Raw genomic sequence first — 20,648 nt, 5'->3', positions numbered from 1 at the left:
GATGCGGTCCTGGCGCCCTGGTTTGGCGGAACCGTGCCGACATGGCGGTCGTTCGGTGGCGGAACATCACAAGGACCTTTGCACATGGCCATCTGGGATTTCGTGAAAGACGCGGGCAAGTCGGTCTTCGGCAAGGCCGAGGCCGCCACGTCCAAGCCCTCCGCCGCGGCCCCTGCCGCAGCCCCCGCTGCCGCGCAGCCCGCGGCCCAGGACGACACGCCGCGCAAGGTCGCGGCGTTGAAGGCGGAACTGCGCGCGCTGAACCTGGACGGCGACGACGTGCACCTGCGCCTGCGCGGCGACACGGTGGTCGTCGAATCCAAGGGCGCCGACCGCGAGACGCTGGAAAAGCTGATCCTGGCCGTCGGCAACATCGAGGGCATCGCCAAGGTCGAGGCCGACCTGCCCGCCGACGCCCCCCAACCTGTCTTCCACACCGTGAAGAAGGGAGAGACCTTGTCCGCCATCGCCAAGGAGCACTTGGGCAACGCGAACAAGTACGCCGCGATCTTCGAGGCGAACCGCCCGATGCTGAGCGATCCCGACAAGATCTATCCGGGCCAGGTCCTGCGCATTCCCGCCGCGGACTGACCACCCCGGTCGGACCGCCATGACGCCGCGTCGGCCATCGGTTGACGCGGCGTTTTCACATGCGGCGGACCGGTCAGGACTTGCCCCGCCCGGCCTTGTCGGACCATCCTGACCCGCAGGGAGGGGCCGCAGCCGATGCGGCCCGACAGCAGGGGGACCAGATGGGCAAGTTCGGCAGCTATGCGGACCGCGACAGGATCGAACAGGAAGGCAGCTTCGACGCGCGCGGCCTGCCGGTCACGATCTATGAATTCCTGTCGCGCACGGCCGAGCGGTTTCCGCAGCGGCCCGCGATCTCGTTCCAGCTGCTGTCCGGGCCCAAGGACCACGCCGTTACCCTGTCCTGGCAGGACCTGCTGGAACGCGTGACCGAAACCGCCAACCTGTTCCGCAGCCTGGGCGTGGGGCCGACCGACACCGTTGCGTACCTTCTGCCCAACAGCATCGAGACGCCGGTCGTCCTGCTGGCCGGGGCCACGGCGGGGATCGTGAACCCGATCAACCCGCTGCTGGATGCAACCCAGATCGCCGGCATCCTGCGCGAGACGAATGCCAAGGTGCTGGTCACGCTGAAGGCCTTCCCCAAGACCGACGTGGCGCAGAAGGCCGCCGAAGCGGTGGCCCAGGCCCCGAACGTCACCCATGTGGTCGAGGTTGACCTGAACCGCCATCTGCGCGGCCTGAAACGCTTTATCGTGCCGCTGATCCGCCCCAAGGTGAAGGTCCGGCACAAGGCCAAGGTCCTGGATTTCGAGGCCGCCACCAGCGCACGCAAGCACACCGCCCTGGAATTCGACGACCCCAAGGCCGACCGCGTCGCGGCCTATTTCCACACCGGCGGCACCACCGGCACGCCCAAGGTGGCTCAGCACAAGTACAGCGGCATGATCTATAACGGCTGGCTTGGGGGGACGCTGCTGTTCGACGAGACCGACGTACTGATGTGCCCGCTGCCGATGTTCCATGTCTTTGCGGCCTATCCGGTGCTGATGTCCTGCATCGCGTCCGGCGCGCATGTGGTGATGCCCACGCCTGCCGGATACCGGGGCGATGGGGTCTTCGACAACTTCTGGAAGCTGATCGAACGCTGGCAGGCGACGTTCCTGATCACCGTGCCCACGGCCATCGCCGCGCTGATGCAGCGTCCGGTCAACGCCGATGTGGGCAGCCTGAAGACCGCCATCTCGGGTTCGGCGCCGCTGCCGATCGAGCTGTATAACCGCTTCAAGGCGGCCACCGGGGTGGAGATCGCCGAAGGCTATGGCCTGACCGAGGCCACCTGCCTGGTCAGCTGCAACCCGGTGGACGGGCTGAAGAAGGTGGGGTCGGTGGGCATCCCACTGCCGCACACGCATGTCCGCATCCTGAACCACGACGATGCGGGCCGGGTGCACGAATGCCCCACCGATGTCGTCGGAGAGATCTGCGTCGCCAATCCCGGCGTCTTCCCCGGCTCGACCTATACCGAGGCCGACAAGAACCATAAGCTGTTCGCCGACGATCGGTACCTGCGCACGGGCGATCTGGGCCGGATCGACGCGGACGGCTATCTGTGGATCACCGGGCGGGCCAAGGACCTGATCATCCGCGGCGGCCACAACATCGACCCCGCCGAGATCGAGGAGGGGATGCTGTCGCACCCCGCCGTCGCGTTCGCCGGCGCCATCGGCCAGCCCGACGCCTTCGCGGGCGAACTGCCCTGCGTCTATGTGGAACTGGTCGGCGGAGCCACCGTGACCGTGGACGAACTGGCGGCCCATGCCCGCGACCACATCCATGAACGCGCCGCCGTCCCCAAGCATATCGAGATCCTGTCGGAGCTGCCCAAGACCGCGGTCGGCAAGATCTTCAAGCCGGACCTGCGCCGCCTGGCCATCAGCCGCGTCTATGACGCAGCCCTGCAGGGCACCGGCGCCCGCGTGGTCGAGGTGCGCGAGGACAAGAAGCGCGGGTTGGTCGCCCGCCTGTCGCGCGAGGGCAACGTCGCCGAGGATCAGGTCCGCGAGAGGCTGGGCCAGTTCACGACGCCCTGGGACTGGGCGTGAGGGCGGGGACCGGGGGCCGTCAGGCGCCCCGGTCCTGTTCGTCCTTGGCCCACAGATAGCCGATGAAGGCGCCCTTGATTAGGCGCAGCAGCACCAGCGTCATCACCGTGGTGATCAGCCCGGTGACCGCCAGCAGCGTCGCGGGTTCGGGGCGCCAGACGTTCCAGATGATGCCGAACAGCGGGATCAGCACCAGCAGCATCACTGTCATGGTGAAGAACGCCGGCCCGTCCGCCGCCGGATAGCGGGACAGGGGCGCCTGGCAATGCGCGCAGACCGGGTTCACCTTCAGATAGCCCTGCATCAGCTGCCCCTCTCCGCAGGAAGGGCAGCGGTTCATGACGCCCCGCAGGATGGCGGCGCGGCTGTCTCGGATCTGGGTCATGGGCTGTCCTTGGGTTCGGGCGTGGCCTAGCCGTTGTCGCGCAGGATGCGCCCGGCCAGATACAGGGATCCGCAGATCAGGATACGCGCGCCGGGGTGGCGGGTCACCAGCTGTTCCACCGCCTGCGCGGCATCCTGGGCCACATGCGCGGTCATGCCGACCTGGCGCGCGGCGTCGGCGGTCTGGGTGGCGGGCAGGGTGTTCGGCTCTCCGGGGATGTCGATGGCGGTCAGGCCGGCGGCGTGGTCGGCCAGCGGACGCAGATAGCCCGCGACATCCTTGGTGTTCAGCATGCCGCAGACCAGATGCGTCGGGCGTGCGGGCATCGCGGCCAGGGTCGCGGCCAGCGCCTGCCCCCCCGCCGGGTTGTGCCCGCCGTCCAGCCACAGCTCCGCCCCCTGGGCCAGATCGACCAGCGGACCATGGCGCAGGCGCTGCATCCGGGCGGGCCATTCGGCCAGCGTGACGGCGGCGCGGGCCTGCGCGTCGGTGGCGCCAAGCGCGCGCAGGGCGGCCAGCGCGGTGCCCGCGTTCTGGACCTGGTGCGGGCCGATCAGCTTCGGGCGGGGCAGGTCCCACAGCCCGTGATCGTCCTGGAACACCATGCCGTCGCGTTCGGGCTGGATCATCCAGTGCTGGCCATGTGCGACGATGGGCGCGGACAGGCCCATGGCGCGCGCCTCGATCACGCGCAGGGCATCGTCGTCCTGGGGGCCGACGATGACGGGAACGCGGGGCTTGATGATGCCGGCCTTTTCGGCGGCGATCAGGGGCAGCGTCTCTCCCAGGTACTGGGTGTGGTCGATCGAGACCGGCGTGATGACCGTCAGGCGCGGCGCGTCGATGACGTTGGTCGCATCCAGGCGCCCGCCCAGTCCGACCTCCAGCAGGGTGAAGTCCGCGGGGGTGCGGGCGAAGGCCAGGAAGGCTGCGGCGGTGGTGATCTCGAAGAAGGTGATGGGCTGGCCGTCATTCGCGGCCTCGACCTGGGCCAGCAGGTCGGCCAGGGCGTCGTCCTCGATCAGGGTGCCCGCCAGGCGGATGCGTTCGCGAAACTGCGCCAGGTGCGGCGAGGTATAGGCATGGACCCGCGCGCCCCCGGCCTCAAGGCCTGCGCGGATCATCGCCTGCGTGCTGCCCTTGCCGTTGGTGCCCGCGATGTGGATCACCGGGGGGATGGCACGTTCGGGGTTGCCCAAGGCCGCCAGAAGGCGGTGCATTCGGTCGAGCGACAGGTCGATCACCTTGGGGTGCAGCGCCATGAGGCGCGACAGGATCGCATCGGATGTGGTCATGTCATGCACCGGGGGCCAGCCCCCGGACCCCCGGGGTATTTCGACAAAGAAGAATTACTCGGCCGGGGCCGGCGCAGGCGTGGGAGCCGGCGCCGGGATCGGGTCGTTGACCGGTTCGGGCGCTGGCAGGTCGGCGCGGGTGGGGGCGGGCAGGCCGCCCAGCATCCGCAGGATCGAGACCAGTTCGTCGCGCAGCTTGCCGCGATGGGTCACGCGGTCCAGCATGCCGTGTTCCAGCAGGTATTCGGCGCGCTGGAACCCTTCGGGCAGCTTCTCGCGGATCGTCTGTTCAATCACGCGCGGGCCGGCAAAGCAGATCAGCGCGTTGGGTTCGGCGATGTGGATGTCGCCCAGCATGGCATAGCTGGCGGTGACGCCGCCCGTGGTCGGGTGGGTCAGCACGACGATGTAGGGGATGCCGGCCTCGCGCAGCATCTCGACCGCGACGGTGGTGCGGGGCATCTGCATCAGGGACAGGATCCCCTCCTGCATGCGGGCGCCGCCCGCGGCGGAGAAGAGGATCATCGGCTTTCGAACCTTGATCGCCCGTTCGGCGGCCGCCACGATCGCGTTGCCCACGTACATGCCCATGGACCCGCCCATGAAGCTGAAGTCCTGGCCCACGGCGATGACCGGGGTGCGGCCGATCTCTCCCTCGGCGACCAGCATGGCCTCTTTTTCGCCGGTGGATTTCTGCGCGGCCTTCATGCGGTCGGGGTATTTCTTCTGGTCGCGGAACTGCAGCGGGTCTGCGATGGGCTCGGGGACCTTGACCTCGACGAAGGCGCCGCCGTCGAACAGCGCACCGAAGCGGTCTCGCGGCGTGATCGCCATGTGGTGATCGCAGTTCGTGCAGACGTTCAGGTTGTCCGACAATTCGCGGTGGAACAGCATCGTCCCGCATTCGGGGCATTTCGTCCACAGGTTCTCGGGGACTTCGCGCCGCGAGAACAGCGAGTTGATGCGCGGGCGGACGTAGTTCGTGATCCAGTTCATCGCGAATGGCCTTGGCTGTTTCAGGCCCCCAGATAGGGCCCCACGCGGGGAATTGCAATTGCCGGGGGGGCGGCTGATGATGCCGGGCATGTGGACGACCCTGTTCTTTTTCACGCACACGACCCTGTCGCTGGTGATCATCGCCCGCGTGCTGCTGCGTCCCAGGGTCGAGCCCTCGGTGCGGCTGGCCTGGATCATGGTCGTCGAGGCGGTGCCGCTCTTGGGGATCGCGGCCTATCTGCTGTTCGGAGAGGTCCGCATGAAGCAGGCCGAGGTCCAGCGGATGTCCGACGTGCGCGACCGCCTGACCGGCCTGCGCACCGCCGTGCCCGCCGTCCGCGCCGACCGGTCCGACCCGGCGGGCCCGATCATCGCCGCGAACGAGGCGGTGGGCGGCATGCAGGCTGTCCAGGGCAACAGCCTGCACCTGCTGGAGGAGAGCGACGGGGCGATCGACGAGCTGGTCGCGGCCATCGATGCGGCGACCGACCACGTGCATCTGCTGTTCTACATCTGGCTGCCCGATGCCAGCGGCACCAAGGTCGCCCAGGCCCTGTGCCGCGCCGAGGATCGCGGCGTGCAATGCCGTGTCATCGTCGACGCCCTTGGGTCGCGGTCGCTGGTCCGGTCGGAGCTGTGGGACCGGATGAGCCAGGCGGGCGTGGAATGCGTCACCGCCTTTCCCTGGGGCCTGCCCTTCATCAGCATCCTGTTCCAGCGTCTGGACCTGCGCAACCACCGCAAGATCCTGGTGATCGACAACGCCGTGGCCTTTACCGGCAGCCGCAACTGCGCGGACATKGCGTTCGCGATCAAGGCGCGCTTTGCCCCCTGGGTCGACATCCTGGTCCGGGTCGAGGGACCGGCGGTGCGCCAGCTGCAGGGCGCCTTTCTGTCGGACTGGATGAGCTATACCGGCCGCGATCTGGGCCCCATGCTGCAGCCGGTGGCGCCGGTCGCCGATCCCGGCGTCGCGGCGCAGGTGGTGGCCACCGGCCCCGACCTGCGCGCGGGCAGCGTGTCGGACTGCCTGTCCGCGATGCTGCATGCGGCGCGCGACCGGGTGGTGATCACCACGCCGTACTATGTCCCCGACGATGCGCTGGACGCGGCGATCCGGGCGGCGGCGCGGCGCGGGGTGCAGGTCACCATGATCCTGCCCGCCCGCAACGACAGCCTGATCGTGGGGGCGACCAGCCAGGGCTTCTATTACGGGCTGCTGGCCGCCGGGGTCCGGCTGATGCTGTTCCGCGACGGCCTGCTGCATTCCAAGATCCTGACCGTGGACGGGCGCATGGCGATGATCGGCAGCGCGAACCTGGACCGTCGCAGCTTCGAGCTGAACTATGAGGTCAACATGGCGGTCTATGACCCGGAATTCGTGGGGCTGCTGGATGCGCGGCAGGCCAGCTATGTCGCGCGGGCCGACGCGATCACGTTGGACCAGGTGCGCGCCTGGTCGCCGTGGCGGCGCATCCGCAACAACGCCTTGGCGCTGGCATCGCCGCTGCTGTGATCACAGGGGCAGGGCGGTCGTGTATTTCGTCTGACGCAACACGAAATGCGTCACCGTGCTGCGGATGATGCCCAAGGACAGCATCCGGCGCATCAGGAAATGTTCCAGCCCCTCGGGGTCGGTCGCCACGATCTTCAGCTGATAGTCGAAGGTGCCGGTGATGGTCGCGCATTCCAGGATCTGCGCCTCGGTCTGCACGAAGCGGTCGAACCGCGCCAGCGTCGCCTCGGTATGGTCCAGCAGCGACACCTGGACATAGGCCAGGGCATGCAGCCCGGCCTTGGCCGGCGGGACCAGCGCCACCTGCCGGTCGATCACCCCGGTCTCGATCAGCCGCCGCAGCCGCCGCCACGCGGGCGATGTCGACAGGCCCGCCGCATCGGCCAGCCCCTGGGTCGACAGGGTCGCGTCCTGCTGCATCAGGCGCAGGATGCGGCGGTCGGCGTCGTCCAGATCGGGCATCGGTTTCCCCTGTTTCGGCGATCTGCGAAATGATGTGCCGCCAAAGCCGGATGGACAACCCATTCCGGCAAGGTTTTTCCCCCGCATCCGGTAATCTGGACCGCAGAGGAGGACGTGCCATGCCGAAATCGACCGAATACGCCGCCAAGGTCGCCGATGACCGGGGTTTCATCGCCTATGACGCCGAGGAGGATGCCGTCTGGCGCGAACTGATGGCCCAGCAGCTGCCCGCCGTGCGGGACCGGATGGCCTCGCCCTATCTGCGGGGTCTGGACCTGCTGGACCTGCCGCAGGACCGCGTGCCGCAATGCCCCGAGGTGTCGGCCAAGCTGGGCGCGCTGACCGGGTGGCGGGTGGAACCCGTGCCGGCGCTGATCGGGTTCGGGCGGTTCTTCGGCATGCTGGCAGACCGGACGTTCCCGGCCGCCAGCTTCATCCGCAAGCGCAAGCATTTCGACTATATCGAGGAGCCGGACATCTTCCACGAGATCTTCGGCCACACGCCGCTGCTGACCGATCCGGCCTTTGCCGCCTTCAGCCAGGCCATCGGCGCGGCGGGAACGCGCTGCGACAAGGCCGATTATGCCTGGCTGATCCGCCTGTATTGGTTCTCGATCGAATTCGGGCTGATGCGCGAGGATGGCCAGCTGAAGGCCCTGGGATCGGGGCTGGCCAGTTCGGTCACCGAACTGCCCTGGGCCATTTCCGGACAGGCGGAACAGCGGCCCTTCGACGTGATCGATATCCTGCGCACGCCGTATCGGATCGATATCCACCAGCCGGTCTATTTCGTGATAGACGATCTGGACGACCTGTTCGCCGCCGCCCGGCGCGACCTGCTGGCCGACATCGCCCAGGCCCGCGCCCTGGGGCTGCACGCGCCGAAATACCCGCCCAAGACCGCCGCCTGAAAGGACCGATGCCATGACCACCTGCGATCTTGCCGCCCGCGACTGCGAACCCTGCAAGGGGGGCGTGGCACCGCACGACCCGGCGACCGCCGCCACCATGCTGACCCGGCTGACGGACTGGACCCTGTCGGACGATGGCACCGCCATCACCCGGCGCTTCACCTTCAAGGGATTCGCCAAGGCGGTGGAGATGGCGAACCTGGCCGCATGGCTGGGCAACAAGCAGGGCCACCATCCCGACATCGCCTTCGGCTGGGGCTATTGCACGGTGACCTTCACCACGCACGAGGCCGGCGGGCTGACCGACAATGACTTCATCTGCGCCGCCCGGCTGGACGCGCTGGTGGCCTGAACGGCACGCGTCAGGGTTGTCCGGCGGCCCGTCACGGTCTATCCCCAAGGCCAGGGGTTTCCAGCATACGGGCCATGCCGCATGACGAATCGTCGCCTTGTCCGGGATGACCGGCGCCAGATCGGGGGTCGCGTCCATGTCGCGCCATGAGACCAGCTGGCTGTCGCGCCGCCGGCGCGGCCACGCGGCCCGGCAATGGTCGCGGATGCTGAAATCGGTGATGCGCCCAGATCCTGCAGGCGCGCCATGCCGCCCCCGCGCTGATTGCCCCGGAAGCGGGCCGATGGCTGTCCCCCGAGGTGGCGCTGTTCCACGACTGCGCCGAACGTGCGCTGATCCTGCGGCAGGTGCGCAACCGCCGCGCCACCGACCTGTCCGATTACGGGCTGGCGCTGGAGGTGATGGGGTTTTCCGGCAGCTTCCTGTCGTTCTCGCTGTCGCTGCCGGTCGAGGCGCTGCGTGATCTGGGCGGGCATCACATCATCCGGCTGGACGCGACGTTGCAGGCGGAACGCCCCATCGCGGTCTATGCCCGGCTGAACATCCAGCAGGGTCCGAACACCGAAACCATGCTGCGCAAGATGGGCGAGCCGATCGAGGGCCGCCACTGCGACCGCATCGTCGAGTTCGACCTGGGCTATGCCGAACTGTCCGCCCGGTCGGTCGAGAAGGCATGGCTGGACCTGATCTTCGAGGCGCCCTTCATGAACGCGGTCGGCCTGCGCGACGTGATCCTGTCGCGCCATCCCCGCGCCCAGATCTGAGGATATGGCCATGCCGCATTTCGACAATCACGGCCTGAAGGGCGGCGTCTGGCGCGGCGCGCTGACGGGCATCGACGCACCCGGCATCCGGGTCGTGCTGATCCAGCACGCCGAGGTCCTGGCCGAGGCGCGCGTGACCGCCGACGGCCCCGGCCGCTGGCTGGTCGAGGCGGACCTGCCGGCCCAGGTCCTGTCGGACGGGGTGCAGACGCTGCTGCTGAAGACGGCGGCGGGGCCGGGACCGGACAGCGGGCCGGACGGGTATGTCCTGGCGCGGCTGTCACTGATGGCGGGCCAGCCCCTGGACGAGGCTCTGACCGCCGAGATCTCCGCCCTGCGGGCCGAGCTGGAACTGGTCAAGCGAGAGCTGCGCCGCTTTGCCGCCGACCTGACGGGGCGCTAGGTCCCGTCACCCGGCCGTCATGGTTCCTTGCGAAAAGCGGGGGGCGTGGCTATATCGCGGCTTCGCGACCCGCCCCCCGTGTTTCTTGACGTAAGGTTGACCATGACCCTGCCGCAGACGCCGCATTACCTGATCGACATGGCCCGTCTGCGCGACAACATGGAAAAGGTCGCCCATCTGCGCGAGGCGTCGGGTGCCAAGGCACTTCTGGCGCTGAAATGCTTCGCCACCTGGTCGGTCTTCGACCTGATGCGCGACTACATGGACGGGACCACGTCCTCGTCGCTCTATGAACTGCGCCTGGGGCATGAGACCTTCGGCAAGGAGACCCACGCCTATTCCGTGGCCTGGGCCGATCACGAGATCGACGAGGCGGTGGGTTACGCCGACAAGATCATCTTCAACAGCCTGTCGCAACTGGACCGTTTCGGCGCCAAGGCCGCGGGCATCGCGACCGGCCTGCGGCTGAACCCGCGCTTCTCGACCAGCGGCTTTGACCTGGCCGACCCGGCGCGGCCGTTTTCCCGCCTGGGCGAAGGCGACGTGGAGCGGCTGGAATCCGCGCTGGACCGCATCAGCGGCGTGATGATCCACTACAACTGCGAGAACGGCGATTTCGACCTGTTCGACCGCCAGCTGACCCGGATCGAGGACGAGTTCGGCGCCATCCTGAAGCGCCTGGACTGGGTGTCCCTGGGTGGCGGCATCCACTTCACCGGCGAGGGCTATCCGCTGGACCGGCTGGCCGACCGGCTGAAGGCCTTCCAGGACCGCTTCGGCGTGCAGGCCTATCTGGAGCCCGGCGAGGCCAGCATTACCAACACCACCACGTTGGAGGTCAGCGTCCTGGACATCATCGACACCGGCCGTCAGGTGGCGATCGTGGACAGCTCGACCGAGGCGCATATGCTGGACCTGCTGATCTATCGTCAGGACGCCCGCCTGCCGCAGGAGGGCGACCACCGGTACCAGATCGCGGGCAAGACCTGTCTGGCGGGCGACATCTTCGGAGAGGCGGGCTTTGACCGGCCCCTGCAGATCGGCGACCGGGTCAGCATCCAGGATGCGGCCGGATACACGATGGTCAAGAAGAACTGGTTCAATGGCGTCGCCATGCCCGCCATCGCGCGCCGCGAGGAGGACGGAACGATCCGCACCGTCCGCAGCTTCGGTTACGACGAATACAAAGGCAGCCTGTCCTAAGGCCACCCATCCTCTGCCACCTGAAGGAGACAGAATTGGCGAAGAAGAACGTGCTCATCATCGGTGCGGGCGGCGTGGCGCAGGTCACGGCCCACAAGGTCGCGCAATGGGCGGCCGAGTTCGGCGACCTGCACATCGCGAACCGCACGCAGGCCAAGGCCGACGCGATCATCCAGTCCTTGCGCGAGAAGGGCCATGACATGGCTTGGACCAGCCACGCGCTGGACGCGATGGACGCGGACGCGGTCGAGGCGCTGATCCGGCAGGTGGATGCGGGCATCGTCATCAACGTGGGCACGGCCTTCATCAACATGACCGTCCTTGAGGGCTGCATCCGCGCGGGCGCCGCCTATATCGACACGGCCATCCACGAGGACCCGTCCAAGGTCTGCGAGACGCCCCCTTGGTACGGAAACTACGAATGGAAGCGCCGCGAGGACGTGGCGAAGGCCGGCATCACCGCCGTCCTGGGCGCGGGCTTCGATCCGGGCGTGGTGAACGCCTATGCGCGCCTGGCCGAGGACGAGTATTTCGACAAGATCGACAGCATCGACATCGTGGACATCAACGCGGGAAGCCATGGCCGCTGGTTCGCCACGAATTTCGACCCCGAAATCAATTTCCGCGAGTTCACCGGCACGGTCTATTCCTGGCAGAAGGGCGCCTGGCAGGAGAACCGCATGTTCGAGGTCGGCCGCGAATGGGACCTGCCCGTGGTGGGCAAGCGCACGGCCTATCTGTCCGGCCACGATGAGGTCCACAGCCTGTCGGCCCGGTATCCCGATGCGGACGTGCGGTTCTGGATGGGCTTCGGAGAGCATTACATCAACGTCTTCACCGTCCTGCAGAAGCTGGGCCTGCTGTCGGAACAGCCGGTCACGCTGGCCGACGGCACGGACGTGGTGCCGCTGAAGGTGGTCAAGGCCGTGCTGCCCGACCCGGCAAGCCTCGCCCCCGACTATGAGGGCAAGACCTGCATCGGCGACCTGGTCCGCGGCACCCGCGACGGCAAGGAGGCCGAGGTCTTCATCTACAACGTCGCCGACCACAAGGAGGCCTTCGAGGAGGTCGGAAGCCAAGGCATCAGCTATACCGCGGGCGTGCCCCCGGTCGCGGCGGCGATCCTGATCGCGCGCGGCCCGTGGGACGCGGGCAAGATGGCCAATGTCGAGGATCTGCCCGCGCGACCCTTCCTGGAGCTGCTGGGAGAGATGGGCCTTCCCACCCGCGTCATCGACGCATCGGGCGATCATCCGGTCTGATCCAGGCCGATCCGGAATAACGTGAACGCGGCGGTTCGGAACATCCGGGCCGCCGCCTGCGTTTGCGCAGCACACGGGTGCCACCGGCGTTGGGGAACGCGGCGCCCGCATCGGGGGTTCGACATGCCAGGTCCTGAAGGACATCTTTTTCCACGGTTTTCACAACGCGCCGACAGCAAGGTCCCTGTTCTGGCGAACTGGGCCGTCATCGGCATCTTTCTGGTCATGGCCTTCGCCGCCATCGCCGCGGGGCGCGATTTCCTGATGCCCGTCACCATGGCGATGCTGCTGTTCTTCGTCTTCACGCCCCTGCGCCGCTTTGCCGAACGCCGCGGCATCCCGGATGCGGCGACCGCTGCGGGCATCACCCTGTCGATCCTGCTGGCCGTGGGGGTGATCGCCTATGCCGCCAGCGGCCCGCTGAGCCGGGCGATGAGCAACATGCCCATCATCAGCGCGCAGCTGGAGCAGAAGTTCGACAGCGTCCGCGACAGCCTGTCGGACCTGCGCGAGGCCGCCGCACGCATCGACGAGGCGCAGAGCACCGATCCCGGCCCCGAGGAACCCCCCGCCATCCGCATCCAGCAGGAGGGCGAGACAACCCTGGGCACCGTGATGCACATGGCGCCGCTGCTGATGGGGCAGGTGCTGTTCACGCTGATCCTGCTGTTCTTCCTGATCGCGTCCGGCGACCTGCTGTATCTGAAGATCGTCCAAAGCTTCGACCGCATGCGCGACAAGCGCGGCGCCTATCTGGCCCTGCGCCAGATCGAGGATTCGCTTGGCAACTATCTGGGCGCCATCACCATCATCAATGCGGGTCTTGGCCTGGCGGTGGGGCTGACGATGTGGGCATGGGGGATGCCGGGCCCGCTTCTGTTCGGGATCGGGGCGTTCCTTCTGAACTTCATCCCCTATCTGGGGGCGATCACCGGGGTCGCCATATCGGGGATCGTGGCGCTGGTGGTGATGCCGGGGCTGTTCTGGCCGGCGATGGTCGCCGCAAGCTATCTGGGCCTGACATCGCTGGAGGGGCAGATCATCACGCCCTACTTCGTGTCGCGGCGGCTTCAGATGAACACGGTCGTGGTGTTCCTGGGCGTCGCGCTGTGGGCCTGGCTGTGGTCGGTCATCGGGATGATCATCGCGGTGCCGGTGCTGGTGGTGATCCGCGTGCTGGCCGAACACATCCCCGGGTGGGAGAAGTTCGGCAACTTCCTGGCCGGCGACGAACCCCCCGCCCTGACCGACGAGGACGAGGACGAGGCCCGCGAACTGGTCGAGGCGGGTGCCGCCGCCGAGGATGGCCCCGCCGCCCGCGCGGTTACGGCCGAACTGGTCGCGACGCACGACGCCACCGATGCGCCATAGAAAAACGGGCCGGCGATCGCCGGCCCGTTTTCCGTTGTCATGGGCGTAAGGCTCAGCCTGCGGGCAGGGTGGGCGCGATCTCGTTGACGGCGGCCTCGATCTGCTGGCAGGTCGCCTCGACGGTGCTGCCGCGCTCTTCGACGGCATCGGCCAGGGACACCTCGGTTCCGCCGACGGACACGGTGCCTTGGGCGCCCTTCTCCTCGGCGGCGCTGCCGACGGCCTCGTCACCGCCCTGCAGAAGGCCGACCAGCTTGCCCTGGGCCTCGACGGCCTCGGCCCCGGTGAAGCCCTGCTCCTGGCAGTACTGCAGGATGCCCAGCTGGTTGCGCGCGGCCTCGTAGGTGGTGCCGGGATCGGCGGGGGCGTCCTGTGCAGGCGCTGCGGCATCCTGGGCGACAACGGCGGCGGGCAGCAGGCCCAGACCCATGGCGAATGCGATCTTGCGGATCATGTCGTTTCCTTTTTCTGCGTACCCGGTGGTGATCCGGGCAACGTCGGCAGGACGCTAGACCGAGCGATCGGGAATGACCCGACCCGCACCGTCCATGGCCGCCATACCGGCAAGACCCTGCCTGAAACCCGCCCCGAGATCGCCGGATCTGGGCAGGTTCCGGCGCAGGCTGTCGGCTGCCGATCACATCGGCACACGAAATCATCAGCGGCCCCCGTGACACGGGCGTGATTGAACCGTTCGTCCGCCTAAAGGTTGGGTCCGTGACAGCGGCATCGACCGCAGCGAATCACAGGAGAGCACGATGACCAATCCGATCGCATCCCTGAGGCTAGGCGGCGCGGCCGCCTTCCTGACCGCCCTGATGGCGACGGCGTCCCTGGCCCAGACCGCCGTGCCGACGGAGGGGATGACCACCATGGAGGAGGTCCAGTTCCCGACCCTTGACGGTTTCGCGACCGATCAGGAGGTCATCGACAGCCTGTCCGCCCAAGGCTACGAGAATGTCGTCGTCCTGCGCGGCCCCGAGACGCTGATCGTCAGCGGGGAACGCGGCGGCCTGCCGACCGAGCTGATCTTCAGCGCCACGGACGGGACGCTGCTGATGGTCGACGGGATCGAGCCGGTGACCGACGGCTGACCCGATGATCCCGTGTTGAACAGGCCGGCCATGCGCCCGGCCTTTTTCATGGGTCACGGCGCGTCGGGATCCTGCGCCAGCCGGTCCAGCGCCGCGGACAGGGCGGCCGCCTCCGGTCCAAGCTCCTGCAGCAGGCGATCCTGGAACGCTTGCGCGACCTGGCCCAACCGGTCCATCAGATCACGCCCCTGCGGAGTCAGTTCCAATGCGATCAGGCGGCGGTCGCCCGCATGGTCAGATTTGGCGACCAGCCCCGCCTGTTCCAGCCGCGTCGCCGCCCGGCTGACGACCGACTTGTCTAGGCTGACGCGGGTATGAATGTCGCGGACGCTGACGGAACCGGAATGGTTCAGATGCGCCAGCACCCGCCATTCGGGAATCGTCAGCCCGGCTTCGGCCGCATAGAGGCGGGCGAAACGGCGGCTGACCTGCTGGGCCGCGACGGCCAGGCGATAGGGCAGAAAGTCGTCCAGGTGAAAGGCCATGATCCCCTCCGGTCCGGATCAGATGGCCCGAAAGCGGGGCAGGGGGCAACCGCCCGTCACACCAGTCCCAGCATCAGCGGCACCGCGATCAGCGTGGCCAGGGCGGCGGTCTGGACCAGCAGCATGGCGATGGCGGCGGCGCCGACCTGCGCCATGCGCGCCAGCGCGGTTTTCATGCCGACCGCGGCCACGGCGGCGACCAGCAGGGCCCGCGACAGGGTCGAGGCGGCATCGGTCACGGGCAGCGGCACCAGATGTGCCGAATTCGCCGCTGCCAGCACCAGAAACACCAGCACGAAGCCCGGCAGCAGCGGCGGGCGCGCGGCCCCCGCGGGCGCGGCACGGCGCAGGACCAGCGCCGCAATCAGCACGACGGGCGCCAAGAGCGTCACGCGGATCAGCTTGACCACGGTGGCGATGTCGCCTGTCTCCTCGGACACGGAATAGCCCGCGCCCACGACCTGGGCCACGTCATGGATCGTGGCACCCAGGAACAGGCCGGTCTGATGCTGGTCCAGGCCCAGGCCTGCCGCCAGCATCGGATAGACGATCATCGCGAAGGTCGACATGACCGTGACGGTGATCACGGTAAAGGACAGGTCGCGTTCCGCGCTGTCGCGCGCGGGCAGGACGGATGCGATGGCCATCGCCGCCGATGCCCCGCAGATCGCCACCGACCCGCCGGTCAGCAGGCCAAAGGCGCGGTCCTGTCCCAGCCTGCGCGCCAGCACGACCGATCCCAGGATCACCACCGCGACCGATCCCGCAACCAATGCCACGAAGGGCCAGCCGATCGCGGCGACCATGTCCAGCGACACCCGCAGGCCCAGCAGCGCGACCCCCGCGCGCAGCAGGGTGCGGGCGGCAAAGTCGATGCCGGGACCGGCGCGGTCATCCTCGGCCAGGAAATGCAGCGGCATGCCCAGCAGGATCGCCATCAGCATCACCGGCACGCCGTAATGGCCGGACAGGAACTGCGCCGCCATGGCGACGGTGACGGCCAGCATCAGGCCGAGCGCCAGGGCGCGCGCGCGTGCGGCAAGGGGGATGTCGGTGCGGGTCATGGGCGTCCAAGGGGGCCGGGTCGCGGCCCCCGGCAGGGGTTACTGGATGTCGCGGGCGCGTTCCTCGGCCAGCGCGGTCTCGGCCTGGGACACGGCCTCGCGGAAGCTGGCCAGGATCTCCTCGCCGCCGTCGACATTGCTGGTGAACCAGTCATAGACCGGGGCCGCGGCCTCGGTGAAGGCGGCCTTCTCCTCGGCCGTGGGGACATAGACCTCGCCGCCGCCGGCGCGGAACTCCTCATAGGCCGCGATGGACTTGCGTTTGGGCGAGGCGAAGGTCGCCTGCTGCAGCTGGGCGAACCCGTCGACCACGATGGCGCGCATGTCCTCGGGCATCTCCATGAAGCGTTCGTTCGACATCCACCACATCGCGCCCATGTAGGCGTGGCCGTCCAGCGTCAGGTATTGCAGCCCGGCTTCGGGGAAACGCATCGACATGATGTCGGTGATGCCGTTCGCGGTGCCCTCGACCACGTTGGTCTGCAGCGAGGTGAACAGTTCCGCCCAGGGGATCGGCGTGGGCGAGGCGTCCAGCGCGCGCACCAGCTCTTGCGGCAGGTCGGCCACCACGGTGCGCATCTTCAGGCCCGACAGGTCGGCGGGCGTCTGGATGCGGCGCTTGGTGTTGGCGAAGTTGCGCCAGCCGCCGGTGTTGCCGATGGTCATCAGCCGCAGCATCCCGCCCGAATCCTCCAGCGTCATGTCGCGCAGCTGGCGGGTGAAATCGCCCGTCAGGACGCGTTCGGCCACCCGGTCGTCGGCCATAATGTAGGGCAGGTCCAGAACCTGCAGATAGGGAAACAGCCCCGCCGCCCCGTCCGAGGTCGAGATGTAGACGTCGATCGAGCCGTCGGCCACGCCCTGCAGGCATTCTGCACCGTTCGAACAGAGCTGCGTTCCCATGAAGATCTCGACCGCGATGGCGCCGTTGGAGGCCGCCTCGACATGCGACTTGAAGACCTGCAGGCCGTCGAAATCCTCGTCGTTCTCGTTCGAGTTGGCCACGGCGCGCAGGGTGTATTCCTGGGCCATGACGGGGGTGGCCAGCGCCAGGGCGGCGGCCAGGGTCAGTGCGGGTTTCAGCATGGTATCCTCCCTTGGTGGTCTCAGTCCGCAAAGCCGGTCAGGCGCGGGATGGTCATGGAAATGGCCGGGACATAGGTGATCAGGAAGATCACCAGCACCTCGACCAGCAGGAACGGCAGGATGGCGCGGGCGATGGTCATGACCTTTTCGCCCGACACCGCAGAGGCCACGAACAGCACCAGCCCCATGGGCGGCGTGGCCAGGCCCACCGTCAGGTTGACGCACATGATGATCGCGAAATGCACGCTGTCGACGCCCATGCCGGTGAAGACCGGCCCCAGGATCGGCGCCAGGATGATGATCGCGGGGCCCGCGTCCAGGAACATGCCGACGACGAACAGGAACAGGTTGATCATCAGCAGCAGGATCAGCGGGTCGGCGGTCAGCGTCAGGATCCAGTCGGCCATCATCTGCGGCGTCTGCGACAGCGAGATCACCGTCTTGAACGACATCGCCGCACCCACCAGCAGCAGCACCACTGCCGAGGTCAGCGCCGCGCGGCCCAGGACGTCCGGCAGTTCCGCGATCTTCATCGTGCGCAGCACGAACAGGCTGATGACCAGCGCATAGACGGCGGCGACGGCGGCGGCCTCGGTGGGCGTGAAGACGCCGCCCAGGATGCCGCCCAGGATGATGACCGGGGTCATCAGCGGAAAGAACGCCTTGAGGCTGGCCTGTCCGCGCTGGTCCCAGCTTTGGCGCGGCGCGGCGATGGGAAAGTCGTAGCGGTCGGCCATGACCTTGACCGCGATCATCAGGCCCACGCCCACCAGGATGCCGGGCACGATGCCCGCCAGGAACAGCGCCGCGACGCTTTCGCCCATCACATAGGCATAGATGATCATGATCCCCGACGGCGGGATGATCGGCCCGATGACCGAGCTGGCCGCGGTGATCGCGGCGGCGAAGCGGCGGGTATAGCCCTGCTTCTCCATCGCCGGGATCAGCATGGACCCAAGCGCCGAGGTGTCGGCCACGGCCGACCCCGACAGGCCCGCGAACAGCATCGACGACAGGATGTTCACATGCGCCAGGCCGCCGCGGAAATGCCCCATCAGGGCCTGGGCGAATTCGACCAGGCGCAGCGTGATGCCGCCGCGGTTCATCAGCTCGCCCGCCAGCATGAAGAACGGGATCGCCATCAGCGGAAAGCTGTCCATGCCGTTGTAGAGGTTGCGGTACAGCAGCGTCAGGTCGCGTTCCTGTCCGTTCAGCATCAGCAGGATGCCCGGCGCCGCCAGCATCCCGAAGAACACCGGCAGGCCGATCAGCAGAAAGGTCAGGAACAGCGGCAGAAACAGGATCAGCATCACTCGGCCCCCCGCAGGCCCGCATCCAGCCCCTCGATCGGGGGCAGGTCGCGGGCACCGCCCAACTGCGCCAGGATGCGCAGGATCAGTTCGACATTCACGGAAATCAGCAGCATCAGCCCGACCGGGATCGACGCCATCATCCAGGACCGCGGCACCCGGTACCAGTCGCTGAAATCCAGCGACGTGGGCAGGAACAGCGAGGCGCTGGCAAAGCGTCCGCCCAGGCCCGTCACCTCGCGCCAGCCGATCTGCACCGCGACAACCAGCACCACCAGCGACACGGCCAGCAGGATCAGGTTCAGCAGCCGCGCGGCCGTCGCGGGCAGCATGGCGGGAAGAAAGTCTATCGCGACGAAACCCCCGCGCCGGAACGCGGTCGGCGCCATCAGGCCGGTCATCCACAGCATGCAGAACCGCGCGGCCTCGTCCGGCCAAGCCAAGGCGCTGTTGAAGCCATAGCGGGCGACGACCTGCACGATGGTCACCACGACCATCAGGCCGATGGCCACGATGCCCACCGCGCGCCCCGCGCGCAGCAGCTGTTCGTTGATCCGGGACAATGGCCGGACAAGGCCCGTCAGCAGGCGCATCTTGGGTGTCTCCTCCCCCGTTTCGTGACGGTGCCGGGCCTCCTCCTGCCCGGCGCCGCGGTCGGTCAGCCTCTGGCGATCCCGGCGATCTGCCCGCCGAAGAAGGCCAGCGGATCGCCTTCGGTGATCTGGGCGTGCAGGACGCGACCGACGATGATCATGTGGTCGCCCGCCTCGTGCATGGCGAACAGGTCGCAATCGAACCGGGCCAGGCAGCGGTCCAGCACCGGCACGCCATGCGCGTTCGCGGACAGGCCCGCATGGTCCAGCGCGTTGCGGTTGCGCGCGACTGTCCAGGCCAGGTCGGCCTGGTCGGCGGCCAGCACGTGGATGGCGAAATGGCGCGCCTGCGCAAAGACCTGAAAGCGGGAGCTGGCCAGCGCCGGCGACCACATCACCAGCGGCGGGTCCATCGAGATGGACGAGAAGCTGTTGGCGGTCATCGCCGCGCAGCCGCCCTCGGTCGCGGCGGTCACCACCGTGACACCGGTCGTGAAGCGGCCAAAGGCATCGCGCAGCAGCCGCCCGTTCTGCGGATCGGGAACGAAGCTGTGCGGGATCGGTCGCGTCATGGCACCTCTTGCCCAAGGGCTGCTTGGTAAAGGCGGAACCACTGCACGCGGTCCAGCCGGACCTTTTCGGCATCGGCGATCCGGGCGATCCGTGCAAGCGAATTGGTGCCCATGACCGGCAGGATGGTCGCGGGGTGGCGCAACAGGAACGCAACAGCCACCGCCGCGCGGTCCACGCCGAATTCCGCCGCCAGCGCGTCCAGTTCAGCGGCGACGGGTCCGTGGCCGGTCATCAGGCTGCCGCCGCCCAGGGGCGACCAGGCCATGACCGGGTCGCGGCGGCGCTGATGAAAGGCCAGGTCGCCGTTGGTGAAGGGCTGGATCGCGGCCAGCGACACCTCGATCTGGTTGGTGACCAACCGGGTCTGCATCGACCCCTGCAGCAGCTCCACGTCCCAGGGGCGGAAGTTCGACACGCCCACCGCGCGGACCTTGCCCGATGCCACCAGCGCGTCCAGCGCCGCGCCCGTGTCGTCGGGGTCCATCAGCGGGTCGGGGCGGTGGATCAGCAGCAGGTCGATCCGGTCCGTGCCCATGTCGCGCAGCGACGTGTCGACCGCGGCGCGGATGTGATCGCCGGACGTGTCGTAATGCTTGCAGGCCGCGTCGGCGTATTTGCCGATCGGTGCGATGATGTCGCATTTCGTGACGATCTCGATCCGGTCGCGCAGGCCGGGGCTGGCACGCAGGGCGGCGCCCAGGATGCCTTCGGCGGTATAGGCGCCATAGATGTCCGCCTGGTCCATCGTGGTGATGCCCTGGTCCAGGCAGGCCTCGATCTTGGCCTGGACATGGGCGGGCGAGGTGTCGGCATCGTCGCCGATCCGCCACATGCCATAGACCAGCCGCGACAGGCTCAGAACGTCGGTCAGCATCACACGGTTCATC

Annotated in this window: 23 protein-coding genes; 11 read left to right on the top strand and 12 right to left on the bottom strand. The window is 68.0% G+C overall.

From position 1 onward, the window contains the following. Positions 1 to 84 precede the first annotated feature (84 nt). Together lysM and GBO37_RS05445 are read left to right on the top strand one after the other, a co-directional pair. Entirely contained in the window at positions 85 to 591 is a 507-nt protein-coding gene (gene lysM / locus GBO37_RS05450) for a peptidoglycan-binding protein LysM (RefSeq protein ID WP_252927697.1), read from the top strand. 161 nt (positions 592 to 752) lie between these two features. Next, entirely contained in the window at positions 753 to 2,636 is a 1,884-nt protein-coding gene (locus GBO37_RS05445) for an acyl-CoA synthetase (protein ID WP_252927730.1), read from the top strand. A 19-nt stretch (positions 2,637 to 2,655) separates the two neighbouring features. On the opposite strand, the gene GBO37_RS05440 is transcribed toward GBO37_RS05445, so the two are convergent. The 3 genes from GBO37_RS05440 to accD are packed head-to-tail and all read right to left on the bottom strand — an operon-like array spanning position 2,656 to position 5,312. Beyond that, positions 2,656 to 3,021 (bottom strand): DUF983 domain-containing protein, encoded by a 366-nt coding sequence (locus GBO37_RS05440; protein WP_045982397.1) that lies wholly within the window; start codon positions 3,019 to 3,021, stop codon positions 2,656 to 2,658. A 26-nt stretch (positions 3,022 to 3,047) separates the two neighbouring features. Further along, positions 3,048 to 4,316 carry a folylpolyglutamate synthase/dihydrofolate synthase family protein gene (locus GBO37_RS05435; RefSeq protein WP_252927695.1) on the bottom strand — a complete coding sequence of 423 codons (1,269 nt, stop codon included), beginning with the start codon at positions 4,314 to 4,316 and terminating at the stop codon, positions 3,048 to 3,050. Between the two features lie 54 nt (positions 4,317 to 4,370). Then, positions 4,371 to 5,312, bottom strand: a complete 942-nt coding sequence (gene accD / locus GBO37_RS05430) for an acetyl-CoA carboxylase, carboxyltransferase subunit beta (RefSeq protein ID WP_045982399.1) — start codon at positions 5,310 to 5,312, stop codon at positions 4,371 to 4,373. Positions 5,313 to 5,400: 88 nt separating this feature from the next. Between accD and cls the strand changes: the two genes are divergently transcribed. Beyond that, a complete protein-coding gene (cls, locus tag GBO37_RS05425; RefSeq protein ID WP_252927693.1) occupies positions 5,401 to 6,828 on the top strand; it encodes a cardiolipin synthase in 1,428 nt (475 codons plus the stop codon). Here cls and GBO37_RS05420 read toward each other — a convergent pair whose 3' ends face one another. After that, complete coding sequence (locus GBO37_RS05420; RefSeq protein ID WP_045982401.1) at positions 6,829 to 7,290, bottom strand: Lrp/AsnC family transcriptional regulator; 462 nt, start codon at positions 7,288 to 7,290, stop codon at positions 6,829 to 6,831. A gap of 119 nt (positions 7,291 to 7,409) precedes the next feature. Between GBO37_RS05420 and phhA the strand changes: the two genes are divergently transcribed. From phhA to GBO37_RS05385, 7 genes are all read left to right on the top strand, one after another. Continuing rightward, positions 7,410 to 8,201, top strand: a complete 792-nt coding sequence (phhA, locus tag GBO37_RS05415; RefSeq protein WP_252927691.1) for a phenylalanine 4-monooxygenase — start codon at positions 7,410 to 7,412, stop codon at positions 8,199 to 8,201. Positions 8,202 to 8,214: 13 nt separating this feature from the next. After that, complete coding sequence (locus tag GBO37_RS05410) at positions 8,215 to 8,553, top strand: 4a-hydroxytetrahydrobiopterin dehydratase (RefSeq protein ID WP_139599215.1); 339 nt, start codon at positions 8,215 to 8,217, stop codon at positions 8,551 to 8,553. Positions 8,554 to 8,783: 230 nt separating this feature from the next. Next, positions 8,784 to 9,317, top strand: coding sequence for a DUF6478 family protein (locus GBO37_RS05405; RefSeq protein WP_371927495.1), 534 nt, complete (start codon positions 8,784 to 8,786; stop codon positions 9,315 to 9,317). A gap of 10 nt (positions 9,318 to 9,327) precedes the next feature. Further along, on the top strand, positions 9,328 to 9,720 hold the full coding sequence (locus GBO37_RS05400; RefSeq protein WP_252927689.1) for a hypothetical protein: 393 nt from the start codon (positions 9,328 to 9,330) through the stop codon (positions 9,718 to 9,720). Between the two features lie 108 nt (positions 9,721 to 9,828). Next, positions 9,829 to 10,923, top strand: a complete 1,095-nt coding sequence (gene nspC, locus GBO37_RS05395; protein WP_252927726.1) for a carboxynorspermidine decarboxylase — start codon at positions 9,829 to 9,831, stop codon at positions 10,921 to 10,923. 35 nt (positions 10,924 to 10,958) lie between these two features. Beyond that, positions 10,959 to 12,185, top strand: a complete 1,227-nt coding sequence (locus GBO37_RS05390) for a saccharopine dehydrogenase family protein (protein ID WP_252927687.1) — start codon at positions 10,959 to 10,961, stop codon at positions 12,183 to 12,185. A 123-nt stretch (positions 12,186 to 12,308) separates the two neighbouring features. Then, entirely contained in the window at positions 12,309 to 13,556 is a 1,248-nt protein-coding gene (locus GBO37_RS05385) for an AI-2E family transporter (RefSeq protein WP_148910913.1), read from the top strand. 52 nt (positions 13,557 to 13,608) lie between these two features. On the opposite strand, the gene GBO37_RS05380 is transcribed toward GBO37_RS05385, so the two are convergent. Further along, positions 13,609 to 14,010: a pore-forming ESAT-6 family protein gene (locus GBO37_RS05380; protein WP_252927685.1), complete on the bottom strand. Its 402-nt coding sequence runs from the start codon at positions 14,008 to 14,010 to the stop codon at positions 13,609 to 13,611. A gap of 304 nt (positions 14,011 to 14,314) precedes the next feature. On the opposite strand from GBO37_RS05380, the gene GBO37_RS05375 reads away from it, so the two are divergent. Beyond that, on the top strand, positions 14,315 to 14,650 hold the full coding sequence (locus tag GBO37_RS05375) for a hypothetical protein (RefSeq protein WP_252927683.1): 336 nt from the start codon (positions 14,315 to 14,317) through the stop codon (positions 14,648 to 14,650). 53 nt (positions 14,651 to 14,703) lie between these two features. On the opposite strand, the gene GBO37_RS05370 is transcribed toward GBO37_RS05375, so the two are convergent. From GBO37_RS05370 to GBO37_RS05340, 7 genes are all read right to left on the bottom strand, one after another. Then, positions 14,704 to 15,135 (bottom strand): MarR family winged helix-turn-helix transcriptional regulator, encoded by a 432-nt coding sequence (locus GBO37_RS05370; RefSeq protein WP_252927681.1) that lies wholly within the window; start codon positions 15,133 to 15,135, stop codon positions 14,704 to 14,706. Positions 15,136 to 15,191: 56 nt separating this feature from the next. After that, on the bottom strand, positions 15,192 to 16,199 hold the full coding sequence (locus tag GBO37_RS05365; RefSeq protein ID WP_252927678.1) for a YeiH family protein: 1,008 nt from the start codon (positions 16,197 to 16,199) through the stop codon (positions 15,192 to 15,194). A 39-nt stretch (positions 16,200 to 16,238) separates the two neighbouring features. Further along, on the bottom strand, positions 16,239 to 17,285 hold the full coding sequence (gene dctP / locus GBO37_RS05360) for a TRAP transporter substrate-binding protein DctP (RefSeq protein ID WP_139599207.1): 1,047 nt from the start codon (positions 17,283 to 17,285) through the stop codon (positions 16,239 to 16,241). Positions 17,286 to 17,305: 20 nt separating this feature from the next. Continuing rightward, positions 17,306 to 18,595, bottom strand: coding sequence for a TRAP transporter large permease (locus tag GBO37_RS05355; protein ID WP_252927676.1), 1,290 nt, complete (start codon positions 18,593 to 18,595; stop codon positions 17,306 to 17,308). After that, on the bottom strand, positions 18,595 to 19,188 hold the full coding sequence (locus GBO37_RS05350) for a TRAP transporter small permease (RefSeq protein ID WP_252927674.1): 594 nt from the start codon (positions 19,186 to 19,188) through the stop codon (positions 18,595 to 18,597). Before GBO37_RS05350 ends, GBO37_RS05355 begins: the two co-directional genes overlap by 1 nt. Positions 19,189 to 19,253: 65 nt before the next feature. Beyond that, positions 19,254 to 19,760 (bottom strand): flavin reductase family protein, encoded by a 507-nt coding sequence (locus GBO37_RS05345; protein ID WP_252927673.1) that lies wholly within the window; start codon positions 19,758 to 19,760, stop codon positions 19,254 to 19,256. After that, complete coding sequence (locus GBO37_RS05340; RefSeq protein WP_252927671.1) at positions 19,757 to 20,647, bottom strand: aldo/keto reductase family oxidoreductase; 891 nt, start codon at positions 20,645 to 20,647, stop codon at positions 19,757 to 19,759. Before GBO37_RS05340 ends, GBO37_RS05345 begins: the two co-directional genes overlap by 4 nt. Between the last annotated feature and the right edge of the window lies 1 nt (position 20,648).

It is taken from the genome of Paracoccus sp. 08, from assembly GCF_024105395.1.
GTDB lineage: Bacteria > Pseudomonadota > Alphaproteobacteria > Rhodobacterales > Rhodobacteraceae > Paracoccus > Paracoccus marcusii.
This window is presented reverse-complemented; position numbering and strand designations above follow the sequence as displayed.